The organism is Pedobacter sp. 05L430, from assembly GCF_056397585.1.
Genome location: NZ_JBFTNT010000002.1, coordinates 23,434 through 40,127, shown reverse-complemented (window position 1 = coordinate 40,127; position 16,694 = coordinate 23,434). Strand labels below are relative to the sequence as shown.

The 16,694-nt window shown below is 38.8% G+C and carries 12 protein-coding genes; 7 read left to right on the top strand and 5 right to left on the bottom strand.

Annotated features, from left to right (window positions below):
• Positions 1 to 4: 4 nt before the first annotated feature.
• Positions 5 to 853: a sugar phosphate isomerase/epimerase family protein gene (locus AC1DG9_RS01075; protein ID WP_172662157.1), complete on the top strand. Its 849-nt coding sequence runs from the start codon at positions 5 to 7 to the stop codon at positions 851 to 853.
• A gap of 47 nt (positions 854 to 900) precedes the next feature.
• Here the strand turns inward: AC1DG9_RS01075 and AC1DG9_RS01070 are convergent, their stop codons facing one another.
• The 5 genes from AC1DG9_RS01070 to metK all read right to left on the bottom strand — a co-directional run bounded on the left by AC1DG9_RS01070 (position 901) and on the right by metK (position 11,079).
• Positions 901 to 2,403, bottom strand: coding sequence for a RagB/SusD family nutrient uptake outer membrane protein (locus tag AC1DG9_RS01070; RefSeq protein ID WP_337716966.1), 1,503 nt, complete (start codon positions 2,401 to 2,403; stop codon positions 901 to 903).
• Positions 2,404 to 2,432: 29 nt separating this feature from the next.
• Positions 2,433 to 5,573, bottom strand: a complete 3,141-nt coding sequence (locus AC1DG9_RS01065) for a SusC/RagA family TonB-linked outer membrane protein (protein WP_337716964.1) — start codon at positions 5,571 to 5,573, stop codon at positions 2,433 to 2,435.
• Positions 5,574 to 5,807: 234 nt separating this feature from the next.
• Positions 5,808 to 9,149, bottom strand: a complete 3,342-nt coding sequence (locus AC1DG9_RS01060; protein WP_477634225.1) for a VCBS repeat-containing protein — start codon at positions 9,147 to 9,149, stop codon at positions 5,808 to 5,810.
• A gap of 184 nt (positions 9,150 to 9,333) precedes the next feature.
• Positions 9,334 to 9,681 (bottom strand): hypothetical protein, encoded by a 348-nt coding sequence (locus AC1DG9_RS01055; protein WP_172662153.1) that lies wholly within the window; start codon positions 9,679 to 9,681, stop codon positions 9,334 to 9,336.
• A gap of 147 nt (positions 9,682 to 9,828) precedes the next feature.
• Positions 9,829 to 11,079, bottom strand: coding sequence for a methionine adenosyltransferase (metK, locus tag AC1DG9_RS01050; RefSeq protein ID WP_172662152.1), 1,251 nt, complete (start codon positions 11,077 to 11,079; stop codon positions 9,829 to 9,831).
• Between the two features lie 233 nt (positions 11,080 to 11,312).
• On the opposite strand from metK, the gene AC1DG9_RS01045 reads away from it, so the two are divergent.
• The 6 genes from AC1DG9_RS01045 (at position 11,313) to AC1DG9_RS01020 (ending at position 16,682) form a co-directional block, all read left to right on the top strand.
• Entirely contained in the window at positions 11,313 to 12,203 is an 891-nt protein-coding gene (locus tag AC1DG9_RS01045) for a diacylglycerol/lipid kinase family protein (RefSeq protein ID WP_172662151.1), read from the top strand.
• Positions 12,193 to 12,546, top strand: coding sequence for a translation initiation factor (locus tag AC1DG9_RS01040; RefSeq protein WP_172662150.1), 354 nt, complete (start codon positions 12,193 to 12,195; stop codon positions 12,544 to 12,546). The genes AC1DG9_RS01045 and AC1DG9_RS01040 overlap by 11 nt, the downstream gene beginning before the upstream one ends.
• 134 nt (positions 12,547 to 12,680) lie before the next feature.
• Entirely contained in the window at positions 12,681 to 14,285 is a 1,605-nt protein-coding gene (pckA, locus tag AC1DG9_RS01035; protein WP_172662149.1) for a phosphoenolpyruvate carboxykinase (ATP), read from the top strand.
• Between the two features lie 306 nt (positions 14,286 to 14,591).
• Positions 14,592 to 15,434 carry a MotA/TolQ/ExbB proton channel family protein gene (locus AC1DG9_RS01030; RefSeq protein WP_172662148.1) on the top strand — a complete coding sequence of 281 codons (843 nt, stop codon included), beginning with the start codon at positions 14,592 to 14,594 and terminating at the stop codon, positions 15,432 to 15,434.
• An 87-nt stretch (positions 15,435 to 15,521) separates the two neighbouring features.
• A complete protein-coding gene (locus tag AC1DG9_RS01025) occupies positions 15,522 to 16,139 on the top strand; it encodes a biopolymer transporter ExbD (protein WP_477634224.1) in 618 nt (205 codons plus the stop codon).
• 9 nt (positions 16,140 to 16,148) lie between these two features.
• Complete coding sequence (locus AC1DG9_RS01020) at positions 16,149 to 16,682, top strand: ExbD/TolR family protein (RefSeq protein ID WP_172662146.1); 534 nt, start codon at positions 16,149 to 16,151, stop codon at positions 16,680 to 16,682.
• Positions 16,683 to 16,694: the final 12 nt, after the last annotated feature.

The window sequence follows — 16,694 nt, the reverse complement described above, 5'->3', positions numbered from 1 at the left end:
CCTTATGAAATTTGGAGTAAGTACATTCCTTTGGAAATCACCCTTTACTTCTCATTCCTTTGATCTTGTTCATAAGATCAAAGGAATGGGATTTGACATCATAGAAGTAGCAGTTGAACAACAAGAATTAATTGATTGGGTTAGATTAAAAGAGCTCATAAAAGAAACCGGATTACAGGCTACTGTTAGTGGTGCATTTGGTGCCGAACGCGATATTTCCAGCGAGGATCCACGAATAAGGGCGCAAGGTCTCAAATATATTACTGATTGCATTAAAATAGCGGAGCATTTAGGGAGCCCTATTTTTGGTGGCCCGGTATATTCTGCAGTTGGAAAAACCCGTTTTATAACCGAGGAACAGAAAAAAAGAGAAAGAAGCTGGTGCGTTGAAAATCTGGTTAAAATTGGTGAAGTAGCAGCCGACTATGGGGTGGTGGTGGGGGTAGAGCCATTAAATCGGTTTGAAACGGATATGATCAATACTGCCGATCAGGCTATTTCCTTAGTTAGTGAGGTAGGCAGTCCCAATGTCAAAATACAATTAGACACTTTCCATTGCAATATTGAAGAAAAGAATATTCCTGATACGATAAGAAAATTGGGCAAGGATCTATTGTGTCATATCCAGGCAAATGAAAGTGACAGGGGAACTCCCGGAACTGGTAACCTTGATTGGATTGGCATTAAGGAGGCATTGACTGAAATTGGCTATGAAAAAGCTATTGTGATAGAAACTTTTGGTGAGGTGTCGGAAGAGATTGCAAGAGCGGCCTCTATATGGCGGCCGCTGGCGAATAGTTCAGATGATCTTGCGATAGACGGTCTTGCTTTTTATAAAAGGCTATTTTCTTAGTTCAATAGAGGCTATCCTTTTTGGATAGCCTCATTAACTAACATTAATTAATACCCTGGTGTTGGAATCAAATTAGTGTTGTTCCTCAACTCCCTGCTAGGGATCGGGAACAGCAGTTCTCTTTGGGTTAAAACCGGGCCATAGGAGAATTTATGGCCAACATAATTATCAAATCCTTTGGTGCTCACATTAAATGCTTTACGGAGACGTGCCATATCGAACCAGGTCACATTTTCAAAGCACAATTCATACCAGCGTTCGCGCCAAATCGCTTCCCGTAATTGATCTTTGGATAAGCCAGTTAATTTTGGCAATTGTGCCCTTGTCCTTATCAGATTAACTTCGTCATATATTTTGGTACTTGGGCCATTTACTTCATTTGCAGCTTCAGCATATATCAATAGCACCTCGGCATATCTGAGCAGGGACCAATTAAGATCGCTATTGGCCGTGCTTGTATGTGCCGCTACATCAAAAATTTTGTAAATAAAGTATCCTCCCAGATCTACTACCAGATTTCTGTTGTCCTGATTGGTAAACTTGGTGAAAAAGAACTGACCTTCTTTTGCACGCAGATCTGCCGGATCATATGATTTTACAAAGTCAGCTGTGGCATAAATACCTCCGGTTTCGGCAGAGTATGCTGAAATATTTTTATTATAAGGGATAATCAATTCCTGCCAGTTTGCCGGAATGATCTGTGTCTTATACTGAATCATAAAAATATTCTCTTCAATATTTTTCTTAGCCGGGTTGTGTAAATCTCCGTAAGTATTGAACAGCTTAAATTGTTTGGAGTCGATTACTTCCTCTGATTTTTTTGCTGCCAAATCGAAATATTCAGCTCCTTTCTGTAATGGGTAGCCAGCCATGGTAAGGTATACTTTGGCCAGTAATGATTTTACTGCTCCTAAGCTTACTCTTCCTGTAACATCAACCCATGCCAGGCCTGCAACTTCTGCTGTTTTTAAATCTTCCACAATCAATTTGTAGACATCATCCGGAGCTGCTTGTTTTGGTCTCAATTGATCCGATTTCAAATCAACGGGCTCTGTTATCAGCGGAATATTACCAAACATCTGAACTAAATTGAAATAATACCAGGCGCGTAAAAAATGAGCCTCGCCAAGTAATTTTTTAGCTTCTGCAGCATCCATTGCGATGGATGGTATCTTTGCTATTGAAAGGTTGGCATTACCTATGCCCTTATAGTAATTTTGCCAATAATTTAATCCATAGCTGTTATCGGCAGTATTTTGCAGATCCTTTACAAAATAGCTGTCAACAGCCTGCCCTAAATCAGTAGCAGCCTGCCCGGTAGCAAATTCAGTCATTGTCCAGGGGCCGCCGCCAAAGCCGCTACTCATCGGATCACGCATGCTTGCATAGATCGCATTTACAGAACTTCTTGCATGTTCTGGTTTAGTAAAATAATTTTCTACCGTAAAATTGCTGGGATCCGATTCATCTAGAAATTTGGTACAGCTGGTAAACCCCAAAGTGTAAACCGTTAATACCAGGAATCCATATTTTTTTATTATTGTTTTCATTTTTCTTTCTTAAAAAGGTTTGTATTAAACTATAGCCCGATATTAAGCCCAACCATAAATACCCTTGGCTTTGGGTAATCATATAATGTTAAGCCCTGATCGAAGGGTGCTCCTGAGTTGGAAACTTCCGGATCATAACCTTTATATTTAGTAGCTACAAAAAAGTTCTGAACGGAACCATATATCCTTAGGCGATTCAGTTTTAATGAAGCAGCTGTTGCTGATGGAAAGGAATATGCAAGTAATAAATTGCGCCCACGGATAAATGATCCATCAGTTACTTTATGACTATCATTGTTTGTGGTATAATAGGCATTAATTGGTCTGATTTGGGCAATTGAGGTATTTTGATTGGTTTCTGTCCAGGCATTTAACACGGTTTTGTAACTGTTGGCAATGCCTTGTCTGTCTTCCGCTGAATGGATGCTTCTATCCAGTACATCATTGCCATACATATACTGAAGGTCTACGGTTAATGACCATGCCTTGTATTGGAAAGTATTTAAGAACGTGCCAAACCCATCTGGGATACCTTTTCCTATTATAGTCCTGTCCAGATCGTTTATTCTGCCATCGTTGTTTAGGTCCTTATATTTTACATCACCTGGCAGCATATTGTATTTCTTTGCTTCTGCAGCTTCATTGGTCCCCCAGGTTCCCAGGTGTACCCTTCCAAAGAAAGAGCCAACAGGTTCGCCTACTCTAATTACTCCATTTCCTGAAAATATATCGCCACTGGCCAGGGCAAGAACTTTGTTCTTGTTCACGGAAATATTGAAGGTTGTACTCCAGGAGAAATCGTCTGTTTTGATGTTCGTGGAGTTTACACTAAATTCAATACCCTTGTTTTCCATACTTCCAACATTAGAGAAGATGCTGGGATACCCGCTGCTTAGTGGTAAAGGGGCTTCTAGTAACATGCCATTAACCTTTCTGCGATACAGATCGAGTTCGAAATTTAACCTGTTGGAGAATAAGCCGACCTCAAGCCCGAAATCAATTTGTTTCGTTTTTTCCCATTGTAGGGTAGGATTGGCCATGCGGTTGGTGCCTATGCCAATATTTCGGGTTCCATCGAAAATTACGTTATAATTACCCATGCCTGCAAGTGCTCTGTATGCCGGAATCTCAGAATTTCCGGTAGCGCCGTAACTGGCACGAATCTTCAGGTTTGAAATGCTGGGAATATTCTTCATGAAGTCTTCTTCGATTACTCTCCAGGCAAGTGCGGCCGAAGGAAAGAAGGCATACTGGTTTTCGGTTCCAAACTTAGAAGACCCGTCTGCCCGACCCGTAAAAGTTATTAAATACCTGTTGTTCAGGCTGTAATTTATGCGGGCAAAATATGAATTTAGCCCGTAAGCCTGGCCATTGGAGGAAGGAGCCTGAGGGCTAGATCCTGCACCCAGGTTATTGTACAGAAAATACGAGTCGTCGAAACCCTGAGTGTTTGCTTGATTTTCAAAACGATCAATATGCTGCCAGGATAGACCTGCCATAGCGCTTATGGAGTGTATTTTCCCAAATTGCTTGTTATAGGTTAAGTAATTCTCGAATTGCCATGAGTTGTACCTGTTGTTATTTACCCGGGCGTCTCCATTGTCAGAAATGTATTGCATCCCTTTGGCTGCAAAATAATCCTCTCTCTGATTAATGATGTTAGTACCAATTGTTGATTTGAACTCCAATCCGGGAGCCAGATTAATGGCCGCATACATATTGCCGAGCAAAGTTTGGGTGCGCAAAAAATATAACCTATCGGCAGCTACACGAAGAGGGCTGTCGCCACCTTCCATTCCCGGATAGTCTCTGTTGCTTGCCCATGATCCATCGGCATATTTTACAGGAATAATCGGTAAGGCCTCTAATACCTGGCGCATCATGGTTATTCCTCCTCCATCGAGCTGATCAACTTGTTTGTCATTTTGATCTGTATAACCCATTGTTCCACCTACTTTTAGCCAACTCTTTATCTGGCTATCAAATACAAAGCGGCCGGCATATCTTTTTTGCCATGAGCCACGTGCGAGCCCCTCCTGATTGCGATAGTTTAAAAAAGCGCCAAAGCTGCTTCTTTCATTACCATCGGCAAAGCCAAGCTGATGATTTTGTGTAAACGCTTTTTGGAATGCTTCATCCTGCCAATCTGTATCATATAATGGGTTGCCTTGTGAATCAAACAATTTTGGATTGTTACGCTTGGTCTTAGGGTCTGTGTATTTTGTTCCTGTTGCCCACCCTACGGGATCATATTTTTTGGCGTTTGCATAGGCTAAATCCTCTACTGCTAAAAATTCTTTCGAATTGAGCACTTCAAGTTTTTTAGGTAGTACACCTAAACTAAAGTCTGATTCATAGGTTACATTCCCTCCATTGGAAGATCCACGTTTAGTGGTAACCATGATTACACCATTGGCTCCACGTGCTCCGTAAATTGCTGTTGATGAGGCATCTTTTAATACTTCGATAGAGGCGATATCGCTAGGGTTTATGTAATCGATCGGGGAACTCCCGTTTTTCAGATCTACAGCATTGAGTATAACTCCATCAATCACATATAAAGGATTATTAGACACACTTAATGAACTTGCGCCCCGAATGCGGATGCTGGCCCGGCCGCCTGGTCTGCCGGAATTGGAGGATACATTTACGCCTGACACGCGACCCGATAAGCTTTGATTAAGAGACGAGGCCGGACGCTCCTGAAGCGTTTCTGCTTTTACTGTACCTACTGCTCCGGTTAGATCCGATTTTTTTGCGGTTCCGTACCCTACAACAACAACCTCATCTAAACCTTGCAATTGTGGCACTAACTTAATTGACATGTTTCCGGAAGTAACCTTTACCTCTTGAGTGGTATAGCCGACATAGGAAACAATCAAAATCGCCTCGTCGGTTAAACCCTTTATGCTGAAATTGCCGTCATTATCAGTTGTTGTAGTTTGTCCTGTACTTTTTACTTTAATGCTGACTCCGGGAATTCCAACACCCTTTTCATCCAGGATTTTTCCTTTTGCATCGATGGGGGGGATGCGTAGGTAAGCAGGATTTTTTTTTAGATAGTTTGCATGTAGTTGCATCGTTGTCGCCAGGAACAGAACTGTTAACAGGCAAATAATTTTTTGGCGCAAAGCCACACCCTTGGGTGTCAAAGTTAAAAACTGGTTCATATTTGGGATGATTTAGTTAACTAGCAGATACCTTTTAAGTTATTTTTGTACCTGTTTCTTCTCCGATCTGAGCTGCTTGATACGCATCCAGATTTTTAAAAGAAATAGATTTTAATAAAAGATATGATGCTATTACTATGAAAGTATAGTAAAGTTCAGTTGGATTGTTAACTTATTTTTGCAAATCATTAAGCTATTTTGCCATGTAATTTATCTGGCAATTGCCTTTCCCGATTACCTTAATGTATATGCCTTCAGGCCCTGTTGGCTAATGCCGAATATCAGTTTGTTATTGGTTTGTACTACGCTTCTCACATCTCCTTTTATATTAAAACCGGATTTTTGCTGAGAGATGTAGGTAAAACCGCCTTTACCGTTGCCTTTAAGAAGCAAGCCATAATTGGCGTCGTATTTTCCGAATCTGAGTCGTGCACGGCTAATGTTACCACATAACAACAAATCTTTATTGCCATCCTTATCGTAATCAATGGCGGTAACGGTAAACACAKGCGAAAATTGAGCCTCGATGGGCAAGTCCAATTCTTTGAATTTGCCTTTCCCATTATTAATAAAGGCTGTGGTTTTTAAATGATTGGCTTTTAGCCTTGATACACCGTTTAATTCCTCTTTCGTGAATATGTCTTTCATTGATGCATCAGCATAACTTTTATAATCCGGAAAACGGGTGCGCATGATGCTCATCTGGTCAAGCATTTCATCCCTGGTTACGTAGGGGTAGCTTTTTCCCTGAATGTAAAAGCATAATATAGGGTCAACTGATCCATTGTCGTCAAAATCTTTGTAATACATTTCTGCGGGTTCCTGTTCTGTTGCCTTGCATTGTGTATTCAAGCCGGTATTTCCAATCACTATATCCGGCAAGCCATCATTGTTTAGATCATCAACCAGTAATTTATTCCACCATCCTGAAAAGGGTTTATCAAAATAATCAGTGGTTTTATCAATCAATTTTCCATTATTACTAATTAATACGGTAACAGGCATCCACTCTCCTACAATAATTAAATCCTGTTTTTTATCGCCATTCAAATCCACCCATGCTGCATCTGTGATCATTCCTGCTTTTTGTAATTGCGGCGCTATGGTTTCAACTTGATCTTTGAAATTTCCCTTCCCATCGTTAATCAGTAAATAGCTCGCTGGTGTTTCTGGATAACGACCTGGGACTACTCTTCCTCCTATAAATAAATCTGGATGACCATCTTGATTAAAATCTGTGACGCGGACACAACTCTTGCTACTTAGCATTTTAGGTAGCGCATTAACTGCTTGCCTAAAATTACCTTTGCCATCATTTAAGTATAGCCGGTCTTGCAGTGATGGGTCTGCTGCAGTATAACTGTCATAGCCCCCGCTGCATACATAAAGATCGATAAAACCATCTTTGTTGGCATCAAAAAAAACTGCATCTGCATCCTCACTTTTTATGCTGGAAGCAAAAGCTGCCTGAGGTTTTTTTACAAATTCGCCATTCTTTTTTTGAATAAAAAGCACAGCGGTTTGCCCCTGAGTTCCGCCGATATAAATATCTTCTAAACCGTCGCCGTTTATATCTGCTTTGGCTATACACGGCCCGGAAAATGACATAGGATTTATTAATAATGGTTGTCGCTTAAAATCGTTGGTTGATTTTTTTTGCTGTTGGAATGCTATAGGCGATTTAACCTCTTTAAATATAGAAGGAACAAGCTGCGGAGCTTTATATATTAGTTTTGCGTTTGTTTCTAACAAGGGTATTTGCTGGTTTGCTTTTATACCTGAGATCACCTCTTGTTTTCCACTTGTCCAAACTATTCGAAGAGAGTCAATGGAATTAGCATCCCCTAAGCCAAAATGCAAAATCGGGGAAACACTTGATTGATAGCCGCGAGATGGCATTTGTTCAAGATACTGTTGTTTGTTTTTGTTATAGATCCATATCTTTGCCCCAATACCCTGAGTATTTTGTCCGGATCCTTGCAGTTTTACTTTGAGAAATTGATTTTTCGCTTTTTTGTCTGATTTGTTTTCATAAACAAACGCCGCCAGGTTGATGTTGTTAACTACCAGATCCAAATCCCCATCGTTATCCAAATCAGCATATGCTGCCCCATTGCTATTCGAAGGAATGTTTAATCCCCATTCCATCACTTTATTGGTAAATGAGAGGTTTCCATTATTCTTGTAAATGTAGTTGTTAACATTGGATGCCGGCATCGCGTGAATCAGATCTAACAGACTCGCTTTTATTTGACTTGGATCGGTGCTACGCAAGAAATCTCCTTTGAACTTCAGAAAGTCCATGTTGGTATAGTCCCTCATATAGCCATTAGATATAAAAAGGTCTTTCCAGCCGTCATTGTCGTAATCTGCAAACAATGGTGCCCAACTCCAATCTGTATTTGAAATGCCCGACAGCTGGCCCATTTCACTAAATGTGCCGTTCCCATTATTTAATTGAAGCATATTGCGCATATCCTGGTAGTGGAAGCCAAGACGCAGGCGTAAATCATAATATTCATAATTGTCAGGAGAAAAAAGCAACTTCTGCCTGCGATTGTCTTCCGGAAGCATATCTAAGGTAAAAATATCAGAAAGGCCATCATTGTTAATGTCTGCAATATCATTACCCATCGAATATAAAGAGGTGTGACCGATTTGGGATTGAATTTGATTTGTGAAAGTGCCATTCCCGTTATTCATGTACAAATAATCGGGAGCCGAATAGTCATTTGAAATGTAAATGTCGGGATAACCATCATTGTTCAGGTCACTTACTCCGGCACCTAAACCATAGGTAAAAGAGGAATTATATATGCCAGCCTGATCAGAAACGTCCTTGAATTTTTTATTTTCATTTTTATATAGTTTAATCCTAATGGTTGGTGCAGGCTCTTTTAAGATTAGAGGGGCAGATATTTCATCAAGGGTAGTAAAAACTTTCGGATTATGGTTTAACAGGAGCATATCAAGATCGTTATCTTTGTCATAATCAAAAAAAACGGCCTGGGTACTATATGCGGTATCTGCAAGTCCATACGCTGCAGCCTCGTTCTTGAATATCGGGATTCCCTGATCGTTGATTCCCTGATTGATCAGCAAGCTATTGGATCTGTTTTTTGCTGGTAACGCCCCGGAGTAACACTGATAAATGTCTAATCTTCCATCACCATTAACATCTGCCATGGTAACTCCTGTTTTCCAGGAAAGGCCCACTTCAGTTATGCCGGCTTTATCGGTAATATCCTCAAACTGCATGTTCCCTTTATTAAGATATAGTTTGGCTTTTGTCATGTTCCCCGAGAAATAAATGTCATCGAGACCATCATTATTTAAATCGCCGATTGCAACACCTCCACCATTATAGAAGTACTGATAAGATATAATGTTTGCTCTCTCGTTCTCAATGATTGTATTATTGAAATCGATATGTGTTTGATCTGAGGAAAGTAGAGAAAAGAGTTTATTTGTGTCARCCTCAATGCTCGTTTTTTTATCATTATTTACACAGGATGTAAATGAAAATAGGCTGAGAAGCGCTATGCTCAGGTGCAGTTTAGAGGTTAAAGAAGACATTTGGTTAAGAAGTTTGGTTTAATTCTTCTTGAAGATAACAACTTTATTTCAATGTATCATCTTTTTTACGGAAAGCATTAAAGATGCACCATCCCCAACTTCTTATACAAAAAAAGCATTCGATTAAAAATGCTTTTTTTGTATCTGTTTTTTTTAGCTAAACAAGCTGTAGATATAATTTTGGTTAACTAAATAACTCTTGCATATCCCTATCTGCGGTAGGTATTTTTTTTAGAAAGTCATCGAACCCGGCATTTTCCTGAGAGCTATACATTCCATAAGCATCAAGAATATAGCCTATCTGTTTGTCTTTGTCTTCTAACAAATAAAGTATGGAGTTGTCAGCAGGGTCAGAATCTCCTTCAAAGCGATAGGTTTTAATTATGGTAAGGTCTTCGGGGTTATAAATTTTATTAATGCCCACTCCTTGCATTTTACCATGATCTGTCATCTTTATTTCGTTATCCAGGCCTTTAAGTCTTAATTTTTCTAAAACCTGACTAAGTGTATTCATTTCTATTGGATGTTCCATAATAGGTCTTGTTTTTTGTAAGTAAAACAACAGCTTTTAGAAATGGTTTTCTTTTTTGTTGAAAGGGTATTATTCGATGTGCTATAATGTAAAAAGGCTAACCATAATTCATGGTCAGCCTTTTTGAATTTTAAATATTCCTTAAGCTTATAATGAAAAAGCAGCTTTTACTTTATCTACAAAGTCCAGTTTCTCCCAGGTAAACAATTCAACTGTAACTGTTTTTTCTTCGCCTCCGGGGCTTTTGAAAGTTTTGGTCACTGTTTCAGGTTTACGACCCATATGACCATATGCTGCAGTTTCACTATAAATTGGATTCCTTAGCTTTAAGCGCTGCTCAATAAAGTACGGGCGCATATCAAATAGGTCTTCAACAATCCTGGCAATTTCGCCATCTGTTTTATTTACTTTGCTTGTTCCGTAAGTGTTAATATAAATGCCCATTGGTTTTGCAACCCCAATAGCATAACTTACCTGAACTAAAATTTCTTCAGCTACACCAGCAGCAACAAGGTTTTTCGCAATATGACGAGTTGCATATGCCGCACTTCTATCTACTTTGCTTGGATCTTTTCCTGAGAATGCACCACCACCATGAGCTCCTTTTCCTCCATAGGTATCCACAATGATTTTACGGCCTGTTAAACCCGTATCGCCATGAGGACCTCCGATAACAAATTTTCCTGTAGGATTGATGTGATACTCTATCTTATCGTTAAACAGATGAGCATATTGCGGGTATTTTGCAATAATTCTTGGAATAAGAATGTCCACAAGGTCCTTTTTGATTTTGGCTAACATAGTAGCCTCTTCATCAAAATCATCATGCTGGGTGGATATTACAATAGCATCAATACGAACTGGTTTGTTGTTGTCTGAATATTCCAGCGTTACTTGTGATTTAGCATCAGGACGCAAATAAGTAATTTCATTGTTTTCTCTTCTTAAGAGCGCTAATTCCTGTAAAAGTGTATGTGAAAGATCTAATGCCAAAGGCATGTAGTTTTCAGTTTCGTTGGTTGCATAGCCAAACATCATTCCCTGATCACCGGCGCCTTGTTCCTCTTTACTGGCTCTGTCTACACCTTGGTTTATATCTTGGGACTGTTCGTGGATTGCGGAAAGAATGCCACATGAGTTGGCTTCAAACATGTACTCACTTTTTGTATAACCAATTTTTCTGATTACATCACGAGCAATTTGCTGCACATCCAGGTAAGTTTGTGATTTTACCTCGCCAGCTAAAATAACCTGACCTGTGGTAACCAAAGTTTCACAAGCAACTTTTGACTCTGAATCGAATGCCAAAAAATTATCAATAAGTGCGTCTGAGATTTGATCTGCTACTTTATCCGGATGACCTTCAGAAACTGATTCGGATGTAAATAAATACGACATTTTAAATAATTAAAAATTTAATTTAAACAATTATATAAAATGGAATCAGACCCTGCGTAGCAGGCAGTAAAATGAAGTGTATGATAAGGTTAGCACTTTTTTTTACGTGGTTGCAATCCCGCTATTCTTAAATAGCATCGCAAATCAGTCCACTTTAATGCTGCAAAATTAGCATATATATTTAAATAGTCAAAAAATATCAATTATTTTGTACTATCATTAATCAAAAGGTTTTGTCGAAATCAAACATTCTATTTATTATTAATCCCATATCAGGAGGGAAGGATAAGTTAAAGATACCTGCATTGATAGATGCACACCTGGACCGCTCTAAGTTTAGCCCGAATTTTAGCTTTACGGAATATGTTGGCCATGCCTCGGAAATAGCTGAGGAAGCTGCAAATAAGAATTTTGATGTAATTGTGGCCGTTGGAGGCGATGGTACCATAAATGAAATTGCAACTAAGGTCATGCAACAGAATAAAGTGCTGGGTATTATTCCTTTTGGCTCTGGAAACGGGCTGGCAAGGTTCTTGAAAATACCCATGAATACTGTTGCTGCAATCAAGGTGATTAATAAGCTTAACGTTGAACTCATCGATACTGCCAGATTTAATGATAAATCCTTTTTCAATATGGCGGGGATGGGCTTTGATGCACATATCAGCTCTGTTTTTGCCGGAAATAAATCAAGGGGATTAACGGGCTACCTCAAATTAGGATTAACAGAAGTGTTAAACTATAAGCCTCAAATCTATCGGCTGAATATAGATGGAGTAGATTATGAGCGTAAGGCATTTGTGATCAGCATAGCCAATTCTTCTCAATATGGCAACAATGCACACATCGCCCCCAAGGCATCGGTAGTAGACGGACTTCTTGATGTTTGTGTGGTTAAAGAATTTCCAATGTACAAATTACCGCTACTGGCATATGAAATGTTAAGTGCAAGAACTGATCGCTCCAAAATTGTTGAAATTATAAAAGGTAAAAATATAAAGATCAGCCGCAGTCAGGACGATGCAATACATATTGATGGAGAACCCTTTTTCATGGGAAAGGAAATAGAAGTGTCTATTGTGCCGTTATCGTTAAATATAATTACTCCTAGTTATGAAGTCTAAAAAGAAAACGCTAAGTGATCTTGGAGGAATAATGTATTCCACAGACCCTTCCTTTGTTTATCAGGAAGAAAGCGACGGTTCCAATGAATCAGTACCTAAAAACCAACAGGACCTAAGAGTTACATTGGATCGAAAGAACAGAGGTGGAAAAGCAGTTACCTTAGTCACAGGATTTAGAGAAAGTGATGAAGAACTGGAAAATTTGGCCAAAATGCTGAAAACGAAATGTGGCGTAGGAGGGGGAGCAAAAGATGGCGAGATCATCATCCAGGGAGATTTTAGAGATAAAGTGCTTTCACTCTTGCAAAAGGAGGGTTATAAAGTAAAGAAATCTGGAGGATAAATCGTTGACTTAATTTATTGATTTTCAATATTTTAATTGTAAGTGTATAAGCAACAATAAGTTAAAATTTTCTTTAAAAAAGGTGTTTTTACCTTTTTATCTGTATAACTTTGCCTGACTAACTTATTATTCTTATGAGCAAAGCATTTATGCTTAGGCCTGATTTGAGCTATCTGGATCTGGATTCGGATATGGCTTTATATCAGCTTAACGTAGCACAATTGGTTGAGGAGGCCATAAAAAATGGAGAAGGTTCACTGGCTGATACAGGTGCATTGGCAGTAGATACAGGGAAATTTACGGGCCGTTCTCCAAAAGACAGATTTATCGTTTGTGACGAGCTAACCCGCGATTCGGTCTGGTGGGGTGATATAAATTTCAAATTCGAGCCGGAGAAATTTGATGCGTTATATAAAAAAGTAACAGCTCATCTTAGCAAAAAAAAATATTATGTAAGAGATTCGTTTGCCTGTGCAGATGAGGCTTACAAAACGACCATTAGGGTAGTAAGTGAGACAGCATATCAAAATCTGTTTTCTCATAATCTATTCTTAAGACCGGAAGACGGAGATATTCAAGAGCGACCGGAATGGACCATTATTGCCTGCCCTTCTTTTTTGGCGGACCCAGCTGTAGATGGAACGAGACAGCCTAATTTTACGATCCTTAATTTTTCAAAAAAAATAATCCTTATAGGAGGATCGGGATATACAGGAGAAATTAAAAAAGGGATTTTTTCAGTGTTAAACTTTATTCTTCCAGAGCAGAGACGTACATTATCAATGCATTGTTCAGCAAATGTTGGGAAAAAAGGAGATACAGCCATATTTTTTGGCTTATCAGGAACAGGTAAAACCACTCTTTCTGCCGATCCCGAACGTGGACTGATCGGAGATGATGAACATGGCTGGGGAAGTGAATCTGTATTTAATTTTGAAGGGGGCTGTTATGCTAAATGTGTGGATTTGACTATTGAAAAAGAACCACAGATTTTTAATGCCATAAAATTCGGTGCCTTGTTGGAGAATACCAATTACTTTGAGGGCACCCGAACTGTTGACTTTTCCAACATTGATAAAACGGAGAATACCAGGGTCGCCTATCCGATAAATTACATTGATCATGCCATAGTCCCTTCAATTGCTCCTGAACCGAAAAACATTTTCTTTCTTACAGCTGATGCTTTTGGCGTTTTACCACCAATTGCCAAATTAAATATCGGACAAGCGATGTTCCATTTTATATCCGGATACACCGCGAAAGTTGCCGGCACAGAAGCAGGTGTTACTGAGCCCCAGCTAACCTTCTCTGCTTGTTTTGGTAAGGCATTTCTGCCACTTCATCCAACAAGATATGCAGAACTCCTTGGAGAAAAGATGGAAAAGAATAATGTAAATGTATGGCTGGTTAATACTGGCTGGAGCGGAGGAGCTTACGGAGAAGGTAAGCGGATGAAGTTAGCATATACCCGTGCGATGATTTCTGCAGCGTTGAATGGAGCGCTTGAAGATGTTGAATTTACCACTGATCCTGTTTTTGGGTTACGGACTCCTTTGACCTGCCCAAATGTTCCATCAGAAATTTTGAATCCAAGAAATACTTGGGCAAGCAAGCAAAAGTATGATCATAAAGCCAATGAACTTTCTTTGGCCTTCATAAATAATTTCAAGCAATTTGAAGCCTTCGCAAGCGAAGAAATGATTAGTTCACTACCAAAAATAACCGAAAACACAGTTTAAAGCATTTTTTTTGCCTAAAAATTTGCATTTCAGTTTTTTTTTAGTTTTAATTGCGAAAGATTGTCTCCGCAACGAGACAATCTTTTTTAATTATACAGTAATACGTTAGATATAACGGGAGTGCAAACGGGTAAAATTGACGGGACAAAACGAATTAGCAAGCTAACGATTATTTAATTTGGAATTAAAATCAAAGTTATAAATTTGTTACGGCAACAATTGTTTGTAATAGTCGTTGTGTGTATTACGGAATATTTAATCTAATTTTAAAAAACAAAGTACTAAAAACTAAAAAACTAAAAAAAAATGGCAAACGCACCAAAACCAACAACAGTTAAAAAAGAAGGCTCTTCTACAGCTTCAAATTTATTCGCAACTCTTACTATTCCAATTTGTATCATTATTGGTATATGTGTTTACAAATTTATTTTCGGAGATAGAGGGAATTTCATCGATGGGGCTGATCCAGATCTTCACGATACACTTCCAAAAGTAGGTAACTACATGGGTATGGCTTACAAAGGCGGAGTTATCGTACCTGTTCTATTGGGTATGTTTCTTATGGTAATTGTATTCTCTATCGAGCGTCTTATTGTAATTGGTAAAGCAACTGGAAAATCTAGCCTGGATTCATTCGTTAAAAAAATCCAAGGATTTTTAAATTCAAACAACATCGAAGCAGCCTTAACTGAGTGTGATAAACAACAAGGTTCAGTTGCTAACGTAATCAAATCAGGATTGAAAAAATATCGTGAGATGGAAGTTGAAGCAAACATGGATACAGATCAAAAGTGTTTAGCTATCCAGAAAGATATCGAAGAAGCTACTACTTTGGAAATGCCAATGTTAGAGCAAAACTTAACTGTAATTGCTACTTTGGTATCAGTAGGTACATTAACAGGACTATTAGGTACAGTAACAGGTATGATCAAGGCCTTCGGTGGTTTGGCTAACTCTGGTGCTCCGGATCAGGCTGCATTGGCAACTGGTATTTCTGAGGCCCTAATTAACACAGCTACTGGTATCGGTACTTCTACTTTTGCGATTATCATGTATAACATCCTTACTTCTAAAATTGATAAATTAACTTATGCAATTGATGAAGCAGGTTTCAGCATCATTCAAACTTACGCCAGTACACATAAATAAAAAATAATGTATTTTTTTTTACCGGCTTTATGGAAAACCGGAAGAATTAACATCATTAGTAAAAAGTAAGTTTATTTATTAAATATTATGGCAAGAGCAAAGGTTCAAAGAAAGAGTACTTCGATAGATATGACCGCCATGTGCGATGTGTCTTTCCTGCTGCTTACTTTCTTTATATTAACAGCAACAGCGCGCCAGCCGGATCCTTTGGAAGTAACAATTCCAAGTTCTACCTACAAGATTAAAGTTCCAGATTTGGATATGGGGATTTTATCTATTGGTCAGGGTAAGGTGTTCTACGAAATCGTAKGAAAGGACGTAAAAATGGCAACGCTTGATAAAATTGGAGAGCAATACAAAATTCAGTTTACTCCTGAAGAGAGAGAACGTTTCGGTGTTCTTGGATCATTCGGAGTTCCTGTAAGCAGCTTGAAAAAGTTTATCATGATGAACGGTGACGAGAGAGATAAGTTTGCTAAGGCCAACTTGGGTATCCCGGCTGATTCAACAAACAATGAATTGTCTGAATGGTTATTGCAATCCCGTAAGGCGGTTGCAGAGTTACACCAGACTTCAATGAGGATAAGTATCAAGGGAGACGCTGAAGAAAAATATCCAAACATCAAAAAGATTGTTGATATTCTTCAGAAGCAAAAAATTAACAAATTTAGTTTAATTACATCGGCCGAGGGCGATGCTAAATAAAATCATACTATGGCAGAATTAGATACCTCCGGCGGGGGTGGGAAAAAAGGCGGCAAAGTAAGAAGTAAGAAAGCAAATACCAAAGTAGATTTAACTGCCATGGTAGATTTAGCCTTCCTGCTGATCACCTTCTTCATGTTAACCACCTCGTTGTCAAAGCCGATTGCAATGGACATTGCAAAACCTGATCAAGAGGACAATGATGTGAAAAACGAGCTTCGTGCATCTCAGACCATGACAATTCTATTGGGTAAAAACAATAAGGTTGCCTGGTACATGGGAGAAGCAGGAAAGACTCCACCAAATATTGAAAGCTTTGCTGAGGTTAGAAAATCAATATTAAAAAATAAAGACGAGGTAAGTAAAACTACCGGCCGACAAATAGTGATAGTAGTGAAACCAACAGAAGGAGCTACTTATAAGAATTTTGTTGATATAATGGACGAGTTGAATATCGCTAAAATTAAAACTGCTCCGGCTATTGATGATGTAAACATTATCGATAGTGAGAAAGATGCGATGAAACAAGCTGGGATATTATAAATAATTATAAAC

What these genes read in the sequence shown, in the direction of transcription:
- AC1DG9_RS01075 (WP_172662157.1), top strand. Translation starts at nt 5, where the DNA reads ATGAAATTTGGAGTAAGTACATTCCTTTGGAAATCACCCTTTACTTCT.
- AC1DG9_RS01030 (WP_172662148.1), top strand. Translation starts at nt 14,592, where the DNA reads ATGGCAAACGCACCAAAACCAACAACAGTTAAAAAAGAAGGCTCTTCT.
- AC1DG9_RS01065 (WP_337716964.1), bottom strand. Translation starts at nt 5,573, where the DNA reads ATGAACCAGTTTTTAACTTTGACACCCAAGGGTGTGGCTTTGCGCCAA.
- AC1DG9_RS01070 (WP_337716966.1), bottom strand. Translation starts at nt 2,403, where the DNA reads ATGAAAACAATAATAAAAAAATATGGATTCCTGGTATTAACGGTTTAC.
- pckA (WP_172662149.1), top strand. Translation starts at nt 12,681, where the DNA reads ATGAGCAAAGCATTTATGCTTAGGCCTGATTTGAGCTATCTGGATCTG.
- metK (WP_172662152.1), bottom strand. Translation starts at nt 11,079, where the DNA reads ATGTCGTATTTATTTACATCCGAATCAGTTTCTGAAGGTCATCCGGAT.
- AC1DG9_RS01040 (WP_172662150.1), top strand. Translation starts at nt 12,193, where the DNA reads ATGAAGTCTAAAAAGAAAACGCTAAGTGATCTTGGAGGAATAATGTAT.
- AC1DG9_RS01020 (WP_172662146.1), top strand. Translation starts at nt 16,149, where the DNA reads ATGGCAGAATTAGATACCTCCGGCGGGGGTGGGAAAAAAGGCGGCAAA.
- AC1DG9_RS01055 (WP_172662153.1), bottom strand. Translation starts at nt 9,681, where the DNA reads ATGGAACATCCAATAGAAATGAATACACTTAGTCAGGTTTTAGAAAAA.